The following is a 16,647-nucleotide window of genomic DNA, read 5'->3' as shown; positions in this document are numbered from 1 at the left end:
AGCCGACAGAGCCGACCCGACACGCCGCCGAAGGCAAGGCCCACCACAAAGGCCGGGGTTAATAGGGGCCCCGCCCGCCCCGCCGGAGGCGGGGCAATATACACAGCTACCTCCCAGGTTCGCTGGAGCGGGGCCCCAGCCCGCCGCCCGACTCTGGTCCTTATGACCGAGACCGTGACCCTCGCCGTAGCGGCGGATCTCAGGGACGACACCGTGGCGCCGCCGGTGCTGGATGTGGTCGTTCCCGTGTACAACGAAGAAACCGATCTCGGCGTGTGTGTGCGTCGGCTTCGCGACTGTCTCGACGACGGGTTCCCGTTTCCGGCCCGGATCACCGTCGCCGACAATGCCAGCACCGATGCCACTCTCGCGGTGGCCGAGCTGCTCGCCGGTGAGTTGGACGGTGTCCGCGTGGTGCATCTGGACGCGAAAGGGCGTGGCCGGGCATTGCGGGCAGTGTGGCAGGAGTCGGACGCGCAGGTGGTCGCCTATATGGATGTCGACCTGTCCACGGACCTGAATGCTTTGCTGCCGTTGGTGGCGCCGCTGGTCTCGGGTCATTCCGATCTGGCGATCGGCACCCGGCTGGGTGCCGGGTCGCGGGTGGTGCGCGGGCCCAAGCGCGAGTTCATCTCCCGCTGCTACAACCTGTTGTTGAAGGCCTCGCTGCGGGCGCACTTCTCCGACGCGCAGTGTGGTTTCAAGGCGATGCGCACCGAGGTGGCGCGCAAACTGCTGCCGCTCGTCGAGGACGGGGAGTGGTTTTTCGATACCGAACTGCTGGTGATCGCCGAGCGGGCGGGTCTGCGGATCCACGAGGTGCCGGTGGACTGGATCGACGATCCCGACAGCCGCGTCGATATCGTCGATACCGCTTACAAGGATCTGCGCGGGATCTGGCGTATGGGCCGGGCATTGGCGACCGGGTCACTGCCGTTGGCCGAGTTGCGTACCGCCGTGGGCCGGGAGCCGTTGGTGCCCGGGGTGCCGCTCGGCATGATCGGCCAGTTGGTGCGGTTCGCACTGGTCGGGGTGGGTTCCACCCTGGCCTATGTGCTGCTCTATCTGCTGTTGCAGCCGATGGGTGGTGCGCAGGTGGCGAATTTCGCCGCATTGTTGATCACCGCGGTCGGTAATACGGCCGCGAATCGCGCGTTCACCTTCGGTGTGCGTGGGCAGAGCGGGATGGTGTCGCATCAGTTCCAGGGTCTGCTGATCTTCGGGTTCGGTCTGCTGGTGACCAGTGGTTCGCTGTTCGTCCTGCATCGCTGGGCGCCGGGTGCGCCCGTGCAGCTGGAGTTGTTCGTGCTGGTCGCCGCGAACCTGATCGCCACCCTGATGCGGTTCGTCGGATTGCGCTGGGTGTTCCGTGACAGTGGGCGTCCCGCGCGGGTCTCCGAGGAGGTCGCCCGATGACGGTCACTGTTACTCCGCCCGGCCCGGTGGCATCTCCGGTGTCCGGTCCCGTACCGGCTCGCGGGAACCGCTGGGAGTATCCGGCGCTGGCAGTGCTGCTGCTGGCCACCGGCCTCTCCTACCTGTACAATCTCAGCGCCAACGGCTGGGCCAATTCCTTCTATTCCGCTGCCGTCCAGGCGGGCTCGGTGTCGTGGAAGGCGTTCTTCTTCGGTTCTTCCGATGCCGCGAACTCCATCACCGTGGACAAGGCGCCTGCGTCGCTGTGGCTCATGGAGCTGTCGGTGCGGCTGTTCGGGTTGAGCAGCTGGAGCATTCTGGTCCCCCAGGTTCTGCTGGGGGTGGCGACGGTGGCGCTGGTCTGGGTGATCGTGCGGCGCTCGTTCGGCCCCTCGGCCGGTCTGATCGCTGGGTTCGTGATGGCGGTGACCCCGGTTTTCGCGTTGATGTTCCGGTTCAACAACCCGGACGCACTGCTGGTGCTGCTGATGGTCGCCGCGGTGTGGGCGATGATGCGCGCACTCGACGACGGGCGGTGGCGCTGGCTGGTGCTCACCGGCACCTTCATCGGTTTCGGCTTCCTGGCCAAGCAGCTACAGGTGATGCTGGTGGTTCCCGTTCTCGCGCTGGTGTACCTGTTCGCCGGGCCGCCGCGACTCGGGAAGCGGATCGCGCAGTTGTTCGCCGCCGGGGCCGCGGTGGTGGTGGCCGCCGGATGGTGGATCGTGGCGGTGGAATTGTGGCCGGCCGATTCGCGACCCTATATCGGCGGTTCGCAGCACAATTCGATCATCGAGCTCACCCTCGGCTACAACGGGCTCGGCCGGTTGAACGGTAACGAGACCGGCAGTGTCGGGCCCGGGGGCGAATTGCCGCCCGGCGGCAACGGAATGTGGGGGCAGACCGGGATCACCCGGATGTTCGATCATATGCAGGGCGGGCAGATCGCCTGGTTGATCCCTGCCGCGCTGGTCGCGCTGGTCGCGGGACTTCTGTTGCGCGGGCGCGCGCCGCGCACCGACAGATCCCGGGCACAGTTGCTGTTGTGGGGTGGTTGGTTGCTGGGCACCGGCCTGGTGTTCAGTTTCATGGCGGGGATCTTCCACCAGTACTACACGGTGGCGCTGGCTCCGGCGATCGCCGCGCTGGTGGGTATCGGGGCGGTGCTGTTCTGGCGCAACCGTTCCCGCTGGTGGGTGCGAGTGGCCGCCGCGGCGGCGGTCGGACTCACCACCGCGACGGCGTGGATGCTGCTCACGCGTAGCGCGGATTTCGTGCCGTGGCTGCGGTGGGCGATCCTGGCCGGCGGTATCGTCGCCACGCTCGCGCTCCTGGTGCCCTTACCCGGCCGCGCCGCCGCGGCCGCGGCGCTTCTCGCGGGCGTGGTGGGCGTGGCGGGTCCGGTCGCCTACACGGTCGACACGCTGAATACGGGTCACGCCGGGGCGATCCCTACCGCCGGACCGGATACCGGGATGTTCGGCGGTATGCGCCCGCCCGGTATGCGCGGCGAGATGCCGGACGGTTTCCTGGGCGGGATGATCGGCGGACCGGGTGGTGTGCCGGGCATGAACGCCGGACCCGGCGCAATGCCCGGCATGGACGGCGGCCCCGGCGCACCGGGTGCGGACGGCGGCATTCCGGACGGCGGCGGTATGCCCGGCGGCGGCGTTGTGCCCGGGACTGCGGACGGTGGGTCGCCTCAGCGCGCCGGCGGCATCGACGGCGGCCGGGACGGCAATCGGCGTGGCGGGCCCGGGGGCGGGTTCCTGAACGCGACCGTCCCCGGCGACGCCCTGGTCGCACTGTTGACCGACGACGCCGGCGCCTACACCTGGGCCGCGGCGACCATCTCGTCCAACGGGGCGGCCGGATATCAGCTGGCCACCGAACTCCCGATCATGCCGATCGGCGGGTTCAACGGCAGCGACCCGTCGCCGACCCTCGAGCAGTTCCAGCAGTACGTGGCTTCCGGACAGATCCACTACTTCATCGGCGGCGGTGGCGGGTTCGGCCCCGGTGGCCGCCAGGGCACGACCGCTGCGATATCCCAGTGGGTCACGGACAACTTCACCGCGAAAGAGGTGGACGGGGTCACGCTCTACGACCTCACTTCGCCGAAATAACCGGCCCGGATGCCGATGGCCCGGACCTGCTCGGTCCTGGGCCGTCGGCGTCGAGGTATCAGCGCGCCGGGCACCGGGTGCATCCGTGCTCGGGGCGGCGCCTCGCCGGAGCGAGCGCTCATGCAACGGCTGCGCACGGTCGGCCGCCGACGTGCCGGGAGCCGATACCGCGATCGAGCGGCGGCCCGGCCGTAAGAGCAAATATCCCGCGATCCGGACAGATTGATTCGGTTCGGCTATTTTTCGAGGTCTTTCACGATCGACCGGGAGCGGCAGCACGGCCGCCGAATCCGATATGTACACAATGCCCGCACCCGTACGGAATACGCCCGGCGACCGGGCGGTGAATCGGCGGAGGACGCGGTCCACCTCGATACGACGTCCGGGATACCGTCCGGGACAGCGAGAAATTCCGGGCGATAACGGCTCTCACATTGCCGATAATTCACCGGGTTCTGAAATTTCAACGTTCCTGACCTGGGGGATTCCCGCTCGTGCCCATCCGCGGTGGCGATAGGATCAACCGAACCGCCTCTCTCCGGCAGGAAATTCTTCGCGTTCGATATCGGCCCGGCAGGAACCAGATGATTTACGGGAACAGCAGCGCTCTCGCCACGAAAAGAGCGAAAAGCGTTGTCACGAAAGAACAGCTGACACCACGTGACGCGGCGTTCGTCTACGACGAAACCGAGCGGCATCCGTCGAATATCCTCGCGGTCTACGTTTTCGAGGCCACCGGCTCCGCACCGGTGGATACCGCCGCTGCACAGCGCTGGGCGCATACACGACTGGGATTCGCACCGCTGTTCCAGCGGCGATTGCACCGTGTCCCGATGGATCTGGACCTGCCGTACTGGGTTCCCGACCCGGCACTCGATATCGCCGAGCATGTGACGGCCGGACCACCGGGGGCCGACTGGGACACCGTGCGGTCGCGGCTCGCGGAGCTGGCCACCTCGACCCTGGACCTCACCCGCGCGCCCTGGCGGATACAGGTGTTCGACCGGGTTGACGGCGTCCCCGGAATCCCCGGCGACGCCACAGTGATCGCGCTGAAATTCCACCACAGCGCCGGCGACGGTGTCGCGACACGGGAGCTCGAACTGGAGCTCTTCGGCGGACAGGAGGCCGCGGCCGCGCCGACCGAGGGCCGATGGTCGCCGGTCCGCGCGGCACTACGCGCCGCGATGCTGTTCCCCTATCGCTCGGCCTGTTTCGCCCGGGGGCTGTCGCGGACCCGGGCGGCGCACGCCGAAGCCCGCACCCGGATCGAGAACGGGTTACTGCACGAACCGCTGCCGATGCGCCCGGCGACCCGTTTCAACCGGGCGACCGGTTCCACCCCCGTGGTCGATCAGATCTTCCTGCCGTTACCCGAGGTGACAGCGCTGCGTGCGCGGTGCGACGAACGCGTCACGGTCAACGATGTGATGCTGACCGTGGTATCCGGCGCATTGGCCACCTACCTGAACGAAAAGGGCGAGACGCCGCCGGCCGCGCTGGCCGCCATGGTGCCGATGTCGATGCGCGGTATCGCACAGTGGAATTCAGCGAACCAGTTGACCCAGATGACGGTCGACCTGCACACCGACGAGCACGATCCGCGCGCGAGATTGGCGGCGATCCGGGAGTCGGTGCGCCGGGAACGCCACCGCCACAGCGATCCGGCGGTGCTCCGCCACGCCGCGCGGGCCGATACCGCGCCGGCCTGGCTGCTGCGGCTGGCGGGCCGGGCACGGGCACATCGTTCGTTCACCGAGGTGACCACGGTTCCCCTGAGCAACACCACGATCAGCAATGTCGCGCCGCTGGGCGCGGATCTGACCTTCCGCGGCGCCCGGCTGCTGCGAGTGTTCGGCATCCTGCCGACATTGGACGGTGACGGTCTGCGGCATCTGATCACCTCGCAGGGCGAGGAGATCGTCCTCACCTTCAGCGTGGACCCGGCGATGATGCCGGATCCCGGACGCTACCGGGAGTTGCTCGGCGAATCGTTCCGCGAGCTCGTCGACGCGATCGGGTGATACGCCCGCGGCCCGGCCGATGCGGCCGGGCCGGGATCCGCTGCCGCGGTTTCGTTTTCAGGGCAGTAGCGCACCGGCCAGCAGCGGCCAGGACCGGTGCAGATCGTCCTGCCAGTACCCCCAGGAGTGCGTGCCCGCGGGACGGAGATCGTAGACGATATCGGTCCGGCCGAGCTCCTGTGTGCGGCGTTGGAGCGCCCGGGTGCAGTAGTCGGCCGCGGCTTCGATTCCGCCACCGACCAGCAGCTGATTCCACAGCATGCGCTCGTCGCCGTCGAGGCGCGGGTCGTCGGCCGAATCGTAGCGTCCGGCCATCCCGGAACCGCTGGAGATGTACATCGGGATATTCGGGAGCCGGTCGGCCTGCAGATAGGGATCGTGTTCGCGCCAAGCCGGCCCGCCGCTCGGGCCCCACATGTTCTCGGCGTCCCCGCCGCCGGCGCTCACCACCAGTGTCACGAACGCCTGCCCCAGGACATCGCTGGTCATGGCGCATCCGCTGTAGGCGGCCGCCGCGCGGTAGAGCTGCGGCGCGCGAATGGTGAGATCGAGAACCGAGGTCGCGGCCATCGAGATACCCGCGATCGCGTTCCGTCCGGTGGTGCCGAATACGGAATCGATCACGGGCGGTAGCTCTTCGGTGAGAAAGGTCGCCCACATGTTCCGGCCGTTGTTGCCCAGCTTCTCGGCCAGGCCGGGATCCTCTCGCTGCCAGTCGGTGTAGTAACTGAAAGCCCCCTCCAGGGGGATCACCACATTGACGTGCTCATCGGCGAAGAATTCCGGAATATCGGTCTGCGCGGACCAGCTGGCGGCGTCCTCACCGCCGCCCGCACCGTTGAGCAGGTACAGCGTGGGTGCCGGGGTGCCCGTGTCCGTGGGTCGCAGAACTTGCAGGGCGATATCCCGTTGCATGGCCGGAGAATGCACCGTGACCTCGACCGATCGGCCGGTACCGGGCGAGAGCGAGACGAGATGCGCTTCCGGTTCGGCAGCCGCACGCGGCGCCGCACCGAGGGCCGCTGCGAACAGCAACGCGACCAGCTGAATTGCCAGGTACGCGCGTCGTGAAGGAGAGGTCATGTTTTCCTACGCCTGGCTCTCGTGCGCGGGGCCCACCCTGTCCCAACAGGGCGGACCCCACATCCGACGGTCGATCTACTTACCGGCGGCGGGCGTACCACCGCTGAGGGTGATCAGCGCATTGACGATATTCGTACCGATACCTCCGGCGCTGGCGGTGCCCATGCCGAGAATGTCCATGAGGGATCCCATGTCGTGCTCCTTGTAATGCCGAATTATCGAATTTCCGAGCGGGAATTCGATGAAAGTGGGTTTGCCGGTTGCCCGGTCAGGCGATGATTCCCTGCAGGGAACCGAGGAATACGTCCAGCAGGCCGTCGCCGGCGACAGCGGATCCCAGTGCCGGAATCAACGCGGTGAGCAGATCGCCCATCGAACCCATAGTGAAACTCCTAGAGTGGGTTGAGTCGTCCTCGAAGATTCGGCCTACCGCCGCCGAGGACGGTCGCCGCCCGTGGTGTCCGGCGGTGACCCAGGCAACATAACAAGCGACCAGTTTTCCCGCAACAAATTCCTCTTAATTCGAGTTACAGGAACCGGCAATCTATGGGCTACCGTATCGGCCCGGCGCGCGGAACGCCGGATCCCGGGACGCGTCGGCGAGGTCCGAAGCGCGACGGTCCGCCCGGCCACCACGACTTGCCGGATCGACCACCTCGTCGCGCGAACCCGGTGGATGTGCGCCCGGGTGTCTGGGTCGGCCCGCGCCGAATCGAAGATCCGCCGCCGCGGCCGTACCCACGACCGGACGGAAACGGGACCGCGCTGATATGGCGATGGCTCGGACCTGTCCGGTCCGAGCCATCGACGTATCAGCGCAGCGCGAGCGGGGAGATCAGGCGAACACCTCGGTGAGGTCACCGTAGAGCCGCTGCTCGGTGCACTGGTTGTCCGAATCGAAGCTCGCGTACACCGCCCCGGGGATATCGAGTTCCTTACCGCTCTTCAACCAGTAGTGGATCCGGATCTCGAAGGTGACCTCTGTCGTCCCGTCCGCGGCGGTCCGCGGTTCGATCCAGTGGAAAAGGCTGTGCCGGATCTTGGTGCACTGATCGAGCACGAATCCGATGGAGGCACTCGCCGCCTCCCGGCCGGTCACGGGGTCGGCATTGGCGAAGGTCAGCTTCACGTCCTCGGTCATCAACTGCACGGCATCGGCCAACCGGCCCGAGTCGATGTGTTCGTAGTAGTCCTCCACGACCTGCCGGACGGACGCCATTAGCCAACTCCTTGCTGAGTTTCCCAGGAAGGGAACGGTTTTCGATTTACTGCGAGCACACAGTAGTGGAACCCCGCGCCCCTCGCCGGATATCTCGCAAGAGCGCATCGCCGCCGGTCGGCGCCACGGAGCCGGTGGTACCGGCGAACCGGTACCACCGGTGGACACCTCAGCGTGCCGGGGCCGGTGCCGGGAGTGACCCCGGAATCGCCGCCCGGACCGCCGCCGCCTCGTGCTCCAGCAGCACATCTCCGCCCTGCGACGAGACGATCGGTGTGTACGGATCGGCTTCGAACGGGTCACCGAGCATTTCGCGCAGCACGGCCAGCCCGCAGAACGGCACGTAGTGCGGGCTGTATCCACCCTCCTGGACGAACGCGATACGCCCGTCGCACAGTTCGGCCGCCACATCCAGTACCCGGCGGGTGAGCTGTGCGAATCCGGCACTGGTGACCATCTGGCGGGCCAGCGGGTCCATCATGCTGGCATCGAATCCGGAAGCCACCAGGATCAGATCGGGCCGGAATTCCCGCAGGGCGGGAAGCACCACCTGGTCCACGGCGTGCACATACGCGGCGTCTCCACTGGCGGGTGGGAGCGGGATATTGATCGAATAGCCCTCGCCCGCTCCGGTACCCCGCTCCTCGCGGTATCCGGAGTCGGGTGGAAAACACAGATGCTGGTGCAGGGAGACGGTGAGTACCGACGGATCGCTGTACCAGATCTCCTGCGTACCGTTGCCGTGGTGGACATCCCAGTCCACCACCGCCACCCGGTCCACTCCGAGTACTTCCCGGGCGTACGCGGCAGCCACCGAAACATTGTTGAAAATACAGAACCCCATCCCGCTCGCGCGGTACGCATGGTGCCCCGGGGGATTGACCAGCGCGTACCCGGTATCGACGGTCCGGGAGACGACCTGATCGACGAGCTGGATCGCACCGCCCGCCGACAGTGCCGCGATCTCGTACCCGCCCCGGCCGAACGGCGAACATCCGTCGCCGGCATCCCCGCCCTTCGGCTGGAGGCTCTCCGCCTGGATCCGGTCCAGATGCTCGGCAGTGTGCACACGCAGGATATCCGCCTCGGTCGCCGGGACCGCGCGGATCGGTTGTAGCCGGTCGAGCAGGCCCGAAACGGCGACCAGCTCGTGGAACCGGCGTTTCGTGTCGGGGTGGGCGAGATGGTGACCTATCGGCTGGAGTCCGGTGGTCGCGTCGGCGGGGAACAAACTCCCCGAACCGGTGTCGGCCCATCCGTAGACCGTGTTCCAGACGTATCCGATTGTCATGGTCGAACTCCTTGGTGTCCGCGACCCACGCAGGCGGGCGCCGGACGGCAAACCTCGCGCAATCGATCGACAGCGCCAGCTCATCGAGCCACAAGCGGCCGGGGCCCGCAACCGGAACACGATCACCGGCCGGGCCCGGCGCGGACGGGCCGGTGCGACGGTCGTAGATCGGGCATAAGGGGCGACGGTCCGGTATCTCGGTTTTACGGACCGCCGCCCCGTATCTGCCGACGATATGGGCCGGTGAAACTCATCGGTGTACCGGAGATTTCGGCGGAAGCACAGGTGAAAGCAGAATTCACCGCAGCTTCGCCCGGTATCCGCCCGGGAGTGTCAGAGTCGGACGGTATGAGTGTTCTGCGTCGGGCCGCAGCCGGCTGCGCTGCCGTGCTGAGTCTCGTTCTGTCGGCGGCGTGTACCGGGTCCGGTGCGGCCGGCCCGGCGGCGCCCGGTGTGATCGCGCTGGTCTCCACCGGCGACCTGCCCGCGGCCGAACCGGGCGAGGTGCATCTGTTCGGGTTCAACGATCTGCACGGTCATCTGGAACCCCCGGAGTCGAGCAACGGACTGGTCGGCGAATATCCGGCAGGTGGCGCCGCCTATCTGTCGGCTCATCTGAACCGTTTGCGGGCGGCGTATCCGGACAGCGCGGTGCTCTCGGCCGGGGACAACATCGGTGCGAGTCCGCTGGTGTCGTCGCTTTTCCACGACGAACCGACCGTCGCGTTCCTGAACGGGGTCGGGGTGGCGGCGTCGGCGGTGGGCAATCACGAACTCGATCACGGAGTATCGGAGCTGGCCCGGCTCGGCCGCGGCGGCTGTGCGGACGACGGCTGTTCGCCCGGCGCACCGTTCACCGGTGCGGAGTTCGATTTCCTGGCCGCGAATCTCACGGACGCGCGCGGCGAGCTACCACCGGAGGTGCGGGCCTGGACCATGGTGGAGGTCGGCGGGCACCGGATCGGGGTGATCGGGACGGTCACACCCGATACCGTGAATCTCGTCTTCCCGGCGGGAATCCGCGGATACCGGTTCGGCGATCAGGCCGAAGCGATCAACAAGAATGTGCCCGCGATGCAACAGGCGGGTGCCGAAGTCGTGGTGGCGCTCGTGCACGACGGAGGGGCCCAGGGGACGCCGGCGAAGAGCACCGACTACAACGGTTGTGCCGATATCAGCCCCGGCGTTCCCGAACTCGCCGCCCGCACCGATCCCGCCGTCCGCGTACTGTTCACCGCGCACAGCCACCAGCCCTATGTCTGCGAGTTCGACGGCAGAGTTGTGACCCAGGCCGGCTCCTACGGCCGGCTGATCACCGATGTGACACTGCGTTTCCGGGACGGCGCGGTCACGGCGGACGCGGTGAACCGCGTGGTCACCCGGGACATCGACCCCGACCCGGCGGTCACCGGTCCGATCGGCTTCTACACAGCACAGGCCGCACCGCGCGCCGGACGGGTGGTCGGCACCGCGACCGCGGCGCTGGCGCGCGGCAGCGCCACGGGCGAATCCCCGCTGGGCGCGGTGATCGCCGACGCGATGCTCGGGGCCACCGGCGAATCGGCGCGGGCGGAGGCGGCCTTCATGAATCCGGGCGGTGTCCGCGCCGATATCGACCCGGGCCCGATCACCTACGGTGCCATCTACGAGGCTCAGCCTTTCGGCAACCAGGTCGTCACCCTCACCCTCACCGGCCGCCAGATCCTGGATGTGCTGGAACAGCAGTGGGACAACCAGAGCAAACCGGCTGTTCTGTCGGTTGCCGGAATCACTTACACCTACGACGATTCGGCGGGCCCGGGCAACAAGGTGGTCGTCGGGTCGGTGCGGATCGGTGGACAGCCGTTGAACGAGGTGGCGGTGTACCGGGTTAGTACCAACAACTTCCTCGCCGCCGGTGGTGACGGGTTCACGGCGTTCACCGGGGGTACCGAAATGACGGTCGGTCCCACCGATCTCGATGCGCTGGAAACCTACCTCCGCGAGGAGGGACCGGTCACCGCGCCCGCTCCCCGGACCCGTCGTCGCTGATCCGGGCCGGGTGTCAGGTCGGCGAACCCGCCGCTGCCCCGGTTTCCAGGTCCGCGCCCCAGCGGATGAGAGCGGCTTCGAGATCCAGCTGCGCGGGCCGGAGATCCTCGGTCTCGGGCCAGTCGGCACGGGGCACCCGCCACATCACCTCGAACTCGTTGCCGTCTGGGTCTTTCGCGTAGAACGATTTCGAAACCAGATGGTCGGAGGCACCGACCAGGGCGTTCCGTGCCCGCAGCCGACGACCGGCCTCGGCGAGTTCACCGAGGGTACCGACCTCCCAGGCGAGGTGATAGAGGCCGACGGTTCCGGCCCGCGGGCCCGGGGCATCCTCACCCAGCGGGAACAGCCCCAGGTCATGGTCGTTCTCGGTATCGGTTGCCCGCAGGAACGCGGCCCGGCCCGGGATCAGGTGCGCGATCTCGAACTGCAGCGTGGTGGTGTAGAAGTCGACGGCGCGGTCGAGGTCCCGGATGTAGAGGACCGCGTGATTGAGACGGCGGACGGCCATGGCATGCCCTTCGGTGTGGTGCCGGAACGGATCGGCGGTGGTCAGCGGAGTGCGGCGGCAACGGAGTCGCGCAGCGGTGTGGCGGGGCGACCCAGCAGGCGGGCCAGGTCCGGCGTGACAGTGGCGAGCGCACCACGGGCGATCTGCACTTCGGAGTCCACGAGCAGGTCCACCAGGAAGCCGGGAAGACCGGCGCCGGTGAGGATCTCGGCGTACTGCGCGGCGGGGAGGTCGGTGTAGCCGACCGGCTGCCCGGACACCGCTGCCGCGGTGGCGGCGAGGTCGTCCAGGGTCCAGGCCACGTCACCGGTCAGTTCGTAGACCTTGCCCGCCTGCTCGTCACCGGCGGTGAGCACCGCGGCGGCGGCCTCTGCCAGATCGGCTCGGGTGGCCGAGGCGATCCCGCCCTTGCCCGCAGAGCCGACCAGATTTCCGCGCCGCACCGAATCGGCCAGGCCGGCGGTGTAGTTCTCGGTGTACCAGCCGTTGCGCAACAGCACGGTGGGCAGTCCGGCGGCGAGGAGCCGGGCTTCGGTCTCGCGATGGACCCGGGCCAGGCCCAATGGATTGGTATCGGCTTCGACGACCGATGTGTAGGCGACGAGACCGGCGCCCGCCCGGGCCGCGGCGTCGACGACGGCGGTGTGCTGGCGGATCCGGAGGTCGTCGGGACCGTTCGCGGAGACGAAGAGCAATTTCTCCGCATCGGCGAACGCGGGAACGAGCGTTTCGGGCCGGTCGTAGTCCGCCGCGCGGACCGTGATCCCGCGATCGGTGAGATCTGCGGCCTTGTCCGCGTCCCGGACGGCGACGGCGAGGCGCGCGGCGGGGACGCCGCGCCGGAGCAGGGCTTCTACCGCGAGGCGGCCGAACTGTCCGGTGGCACCGGTGACGACGAGCATGGCGAACTCCTTCTCGGTCCGTATCGGACGCCAGTGCATCCGAGGACCAACATACACGGCAAGATCCACAGTGCACACTTTTAGTAAGTGCTCTCTTGTGGTTACTATGGCGGTATGGACGTAGCGGAACCCTGCCCCACGGAAACCGCGAACTCGGAATTGCCGTTCGATGTGTTCGCGCGCGCCTGCCCGTCACGGCCGGTGCTCGAACACCTCACCGGACGCTGGGGGACCCTGGTGCTGGCCGGCCTCGCCGACGGCCCACTGCGGTTCGGTGACCTGCGCCGGCGCATAGACGGGGTGAGCGAGAAGATGCTCGCCCAGACCCTCCAGCAGCTGGAACGCGACGGTTTCGTCCATCGCGAAGTGCACCGTGCCATTCCGCCCCACGTCGAATACAGCCTCACCGACCTGGGCAGCGAGACCGCACCGCGACTCCTCGAACTCATCACCTTCCTCGAGGCGCGGATGCCCGAGGTCCTCCGAGCCCAGCAGCGGCACGCCGAAACGCATACCGCCGCCGCGACCTAGCTCGGTCGTTTTCGCCGATTCGCACAGGGGACGGCGGCGGCATCGACAGGTCTGGCGGCACTGCGCCGCCGCCCAGCCCGTTCGGCGCGAGCCCGCACGGGATTCGCGCCGCGCGTCACGGTGCGACAGCGGCGCGCAGGATCGCACGGGATGGCGGGCCGAGAACCGTAGCTATCGCGTCGAGCCCGACCGGATCCGCGACCAGACCGCGCCACGGCAGCGAATCGTGGGTGCGGGTGAGGAATTCGACCGCGCGAACCAGATGGCGCGGCTCGTAGTTGTGCACACCGGTGACCGTCCGCCACCCGCGGACCACCGCCTCCGGATCGAGCGACACCGCCGGTCCGGGGGCGACCGAACCCGCGAGAACCAGCGTGCCGCCGAGATCCAGCCGGTCTACAGCCGCCGTGACCGCCGCGGCGGAGCCGGAGAAATCGAACGCGATATCCACCGGGCCGCCGCTGTCGGGAGTGCCGCCGAAGCGGCGGGCGAGCTCGAGCCGTTCCAGGTGACGATCGGCGACCTGCACATCGGCGCCCTGCTCCGAACAGGCCGCGACAGCAGTGATACCCAGCATTCCGGCGCCGCAGACCAGCACCCGCCGGCCGGCCGGGTCGCCGGCGGCCTCGAGCGCGGCCATCACGGTCGCCGTCGCACAACCGGCCGGTGCGGCGACCGCGTCGGGGACCCGGGCCGGTACCGCGACCGCGGCGACCCCCGCGGGCAGCAGGATATGTTCGGCGTAGCCACCGGAGAGCGGCCAGTCGCCGGTGAACGCCTCGTGCCCGACCTTGCGCACACGTTCGCATTTGGCGGTGAACCCGCGGCGGCAGCGAGCACAGCGGCCACAGGCCGCGGTCACCGACCAGACCACGCGTTCCCCGATCTCGTGCTCGGTATCCGGTCCGGCCGCCACCACCCGGCCGACCGCTTCGTGTCCGAGGATCGACGGCGACGGTGCCGGGCGCCGCCCCGCGACAGTGTGCAGGTCGCTGCCGCAGACGGTGGCCAGGCTCACCCGCACCAGCAGTTCGCCGGGACCGGGGGTGGGCAGTTCGATATCGCGGAGTTCCACACCTGTTTCCGACCAGACGGCCGCGCGGGTCAGACGACGAGTGAGCGTATCCATCCGGACAACCTCTCGATGGTGTAGACGATGACGAAGACGACGATCACGATCGCGCCCGCGATATCGAAGTTCAGGGTGCGGATGGATTCGAAGAGCAGATAGCCGATACCGCCCGCGCCGACGATGCCGAGCACGGTCGAGGTGCGGATGTTCACGTCCAGTAGGTAGAGGCCGGCGCCGATCATCGACGGCATCGCCTGCGGGACCACCGCGGCGAACAGCGTTTTCCACCAGCCGCCGCCGACCGCGCGGACGGCCTCCAACGGTCCGGGATCGATTTCCTCGACCGCGTCGGCGACGAGTTTGCCGAGGAATCCGATGGAACCGATGGCCAGCGCGCAGGTTCCGGCGATCGGGCCCAGTCCGAGCGCGGCGACGAAGACCACGGCGATGATCAGTTCCGGTACCGCCCGCACCACCAGGATCCAGGCCCGTGCGAGCCAGTAGACCACCGGATGAGGGGTCACATTCGCCGCCGCGAGAACGCCGAGCGGTACCGAGAGCACCGCCCCGATCGCGGTCGCGACCAGGCCGATCGCGACGGTTTGCAGTGCGGCGTCGAACAGATCGGTACCGAGCGCGCCGAAATCGGGTGGGAGCATCCGGCCGAACACCTCGAAGGAATACCAGGGCCAGGTGAACAGCGACCACGGGTCCACCCCGAGAACCGGCAACGAGGCGGCGCAGGTGCCGACCGCCAGCGCGCCGAAGGCGAAGCGGACCGGCCGGTCCCGGCGCGGTCCGGAGCGCGAGGGAGTGAGCAGCGTGCGCCGGATGACGATAGTGAGTACTTCCATGGCGGCGATGACCACCAGGATCACGCCCACGATTCCGAGTGCACGCGGGTAGACCAGCCCGCGCAGCGCGTCCTGGAGGGCGAAACCGATACCGCCCGCGCCGACGAATCCCAGCACTACCGACATCCGCAGGTTGATATCGATCCGGTAGACCGACGCACCGATCCAGGCGGGGATCACCTGCGGTACCACCGCGTTGAGCATTTCCCGGAAGTAGCCCACGCCGGTGGCGCGGACCGCTTCGCGCGGCCCGGGATCGGTCTGTTCGATCGCGTCGGCGAAGAGTTTGCCCAGCATCCCGATCGAATGCAGGGCCAGGGCGAGCACACCGGGCAGGACGCCGATGCCGAGGGCCCGTACGAACAGCGCGGCGAACAACAGATCCGGCATGGCCCGGCAGAAGGTGATCACCGCGCGGGCCGCACCGTAGACCGCCGGATGCGGTGTGGTGTTGCGGGCGGCGAGGAAGGACAGCGGCACCGAGACGATCGCGGCGAGAACCGTGCCGAGGACCGCCATGAGCAGTGTTTCCACGGCGAGAGCCGAAACCCGGCCGGGATCGTCGAGCCGGGGTGGCAACATGCGGTCCAGCAGGGCGGCGATCTCGTCGAGACCGTCGAGCAGCGTGGCGGGTGCGAAATCGATGTACCGGGCGGCCGCCAGGGTCGCCAGCACCGCTCCCCCGGCCAGGGCCCGCAGCAGCACCCGGCGGATCGCACCCGGAACGGGCGGCGCGGGTGCCGCTCCGGTGTGCAACAACGTGCTCATCGCGATTCGGCCGCGGTCGAACCCGCGGTCGCCGGTTCGACTCGCCGGTAGATCTCCATGACCTCGTCGCGGGACAGCCCGACCGCCGGCCGGTCGAGCACCTTCACACCTGCGCGCAGTCCGACCAGCCGATGTGCCCATCCCATCGCCAGATCGACCTGGTGCAGGGTGCACAGCACCGTCAGTTTCTCTTCGATACAGACTCGGAACAGCAGGTCCATCACCACCGCGGCGTTCTCCGGATCCAGCGAGGCGACCGGTTCGTCGGCGAGCAGCACGGACGGCCGCTGCATCAGCGTCCGCGCGATCGCGACCCGCTGCTGCTGGCCACCCGAGAGGGTGTCGGCGCGGCGCTCGGCGAGGTCGGCGAGTCCGACCCGGTCCAGGTGCGCCCGCGCCTCGGCCCGCAGCTGTTTCGGATAGGTGAGTGCGCCGTAGCGCGGCAGCCGTATCCGGCCCAGTCCGCCGATCAGCACATTCTCCAGGCAACTGAGCCGGCCGACCAGGTTGAACTGCTGGAAGACGAATCCGACATCGCGGCGCAGCGCCCGCAGCCGGGCCCCGGACGCGAGGTCGACGCGAGTGCCGTCGACCTCGATCCGCCCCGAGCTGACCGGATGCAGTCCGTTGAGGCAGCGCAGCAGGGTGGATTTGCCGGAGCCGGAAAGCCCCAGTAGCACTACCATTTCACTGCGGTGCACCTCGAACGAGACGCCGTCGAGCGCCACGGTGTCACCGAATTTCTTGGTGACCGAATGGGCGGCGATGACGGTGTCGTCGCCGGCGACAGTCGGCCGGTGGGGCGCGGGAGGCATGGCC

The 16,647-nt window shown here is 68.3% G+C and carries 13 protein-coding genes; 5 read left to right on the top strand and 8 right to left on the bottom strand.

All coding sequences use genetic code 11. The annotated features are described in order from the left end of the window. Positions 1–162: 162 nt before the first annotated feature. The 3 genes from ACWCPQ_RS13765 (at position 163) to ACWCPQ_RS13755 (ending at position 5,566) form a co-directional block, all read left to right on the top strand. Entirely contained in the window at positions 163–1,416 is a 1,254-nt protein-coding gene (locus tag ACWCPQ_RS13765; RefSeq protein ID WP_449898226.1) for a glycosyltransferase, read from the top strand. Next, a complete protein-coding gene (locus tag ACWCPQ_RS13760) occupies positions 1,413–3,542 on the top strand; it encodes a glycosyltransferase family 39 protein (protein WP_449898225.1) in 2,130 nt (709 codons plus the stop codon). The genes ACWCPQ_RS13765 and ACWCPQ_RS13760 overlap by 4 nt, the downstream gene beginning before the upstream one ends. A gap of 584 nt (positions 3,543–4,126) precedes the next feature. After that, complete coding sequence (locus ACWCPQ_RS13755) at positions 4,127–5,566, top strand: wax ester/triacylglycerol synthase family O-acyltransferase (RefSeq protein WP_449898222.1); 1,440 nt, start codon at positions 4,127–4,129, stop codon at positions 5,564–5,566. A gap of 57 nt (positions 5,567–5,623) precedes the next feature. On the opposite strand, the gene ACWCPQ_RS13750 is transcribed toward ACWCPQ_RS13755, so the two are convergent. From ACWCPQ_RS13750 to ACWCPQ_RS13740, 3 genes are all read right to left on the bottom strand, one after another. Continuing rightward, on the bottom strand, positions 5,624–6,649 hold the full coding sequence (locus tag ACWCPQ_RS13750) for an alpha/beta hydrolase (RefSeq protein ID WP_449898220.1): 1,026 nt from the start codon (positions 6,647–6,649) through the stop codon (positions 5,624–5,626). Positions 6,650–7,484: 835 nt separating this feature from the next. After that, positions 7,485–7,868, bottom strand: a complete 384-nt coding sequence (locus ACWCPQ_RS13745) for a nuclear transport factor 2 family protein (RefSeq protein ID WP_449898218.1) — start codon at positions 7,866–7,868, stop codon at positions 7,485–7,487. A 169-nt stretch (positions 7,869–8,037) separates the two neighbouring features. After that, positions 8,038–9,159, bottom strand: a complete 1,122-nt coding sequence (locus ACWCPQ_RS13740; RefSeq protein ID WP_449898216.1) for a class II histone deacetylase — start codon at positions 9,157–9,159, stop codon at positions 8,038–8,040. Between the two features lie 348 nt (positions 9,160–9,507). Here ACWCPQ_RS13740 and ACWCPQ_RS13735 point away from each other — a divergent pair, with 348 nt between their 5' ends. After that, entirely contained in the window at positions 9,508–11,190 is a 1,683-nt protein-coding gene (locus tag ACWCPQ_RS13735; RefSeq protein ID WP_449898214.1) for a bifunctional metallophosphatase/5'-nucleotidase, read from the top strand. Positions 11,191–11,203: 13 nt separating this feature from the next. On the opposite strand, the gene ACWCPQ_RS13730 is transcribed toward ACWCPQ_RS13735, so the two are convergent. Next, positions 11,204–11,701 carry a VOC family protein gene (locus ACWCPQ_RS13730; RefSeq protein WP_449898212.1) on the bottom strand — a complete coding sequence of 166 codons (498 nt, stop codon included), beginning with the start codon at positions 11,699–11,701 and terminating at the stop codon, positions 11,204–11,206. Positions 11,702–11,742: 41 nt separating this feature from the next. Then, the gene (locus ACWCPQ_RS13725; RefSeq protein ID WP_449898210.1) at positions 11,743–12,603 is read right to left on the bottom strand and encodes an NAD(P)H-binding protein; all 861 of its coding nucleotides are present in this window, start codon (positions 12,601–12,603) and stop codon (positions 11,743–11,745) included. A 114-nt stretch (positions 12,604–12,717) separates the two neighbouring features. Here ACWCPQ_RS13725 and ACWCPQ_RS13720 point away from each other — a divergent pair, with 114 nt between their 5' ends. Continuing rightward, a complete protein-coding gene (locus ACWCPQ_RS13720) occupies positions 12,718–13,134 on the top strand; it encodes a winged helix-turn-helix transcriptional regulator (protein WP_449898208.1) in 417 nt (138 codons plus the stop codon). A 115-nt stretch (positions 13,135–13,249) separates the two neighbouring features. Here ACWCPQ_RS13720 and ACWCPQ_RS13715 read toward each other — a convergent pair whose 3' ends face one another. The 3 genes from ACWCPQ_RS13715 to phnC are packed head-to-tail and all read right to left on the bottom strand — an operon-like array spanning position 13,250 to position 16,643. Beyond that, positions 13,250–14,263, bottom strand: coding sequence for a zinc-binding dehydrogenase (locus ACWCPQ_RS13715; RefSeq protein ID WP_449898206.1), 1,014 nt, complete (start codon positions 14,261–14,263; stop codon positions 13,250–13,252). Further along, complete coding sequence (gene phnE, locus ACWCPQ_RS13710; RefSeq protein WP_449898204.1) at positions 14,239–15,828, bottom strand: phosphonate ABC transporter, permease protein PhnE; 1,590 nt, start codon at positions 15,826–15,828, stop codon at positions 14,239–14,241. The genes ACWCPQ_RS13715 and phnE overlap by 25 nt, the downstream gene beginning before the upstream one ends. Then, positions 15,825–16,643 (bottom strand): phosphonate ABC transporter ATP-binding protein, encoded by an 819-nt coding sequence (gene phnC, locus ACWCPQ_RS13705; protein WP_449898202.1) that lies wholly within the window; start codon positions 16,641–16,643, stop codon positions 15,825–15,827. Before phnC ends, phnE begins: the two co-directional genes overlap by 4 nt. Positions 16,644–16,647 lie beyond the last annotated feature (4 nt).

This window comes from Nocardia sp. NPDC001965 (genome assembly GCF_053594175.1).
This window is presented reverse-complemented; position numbering and strand designations above follow the sequence as displayed.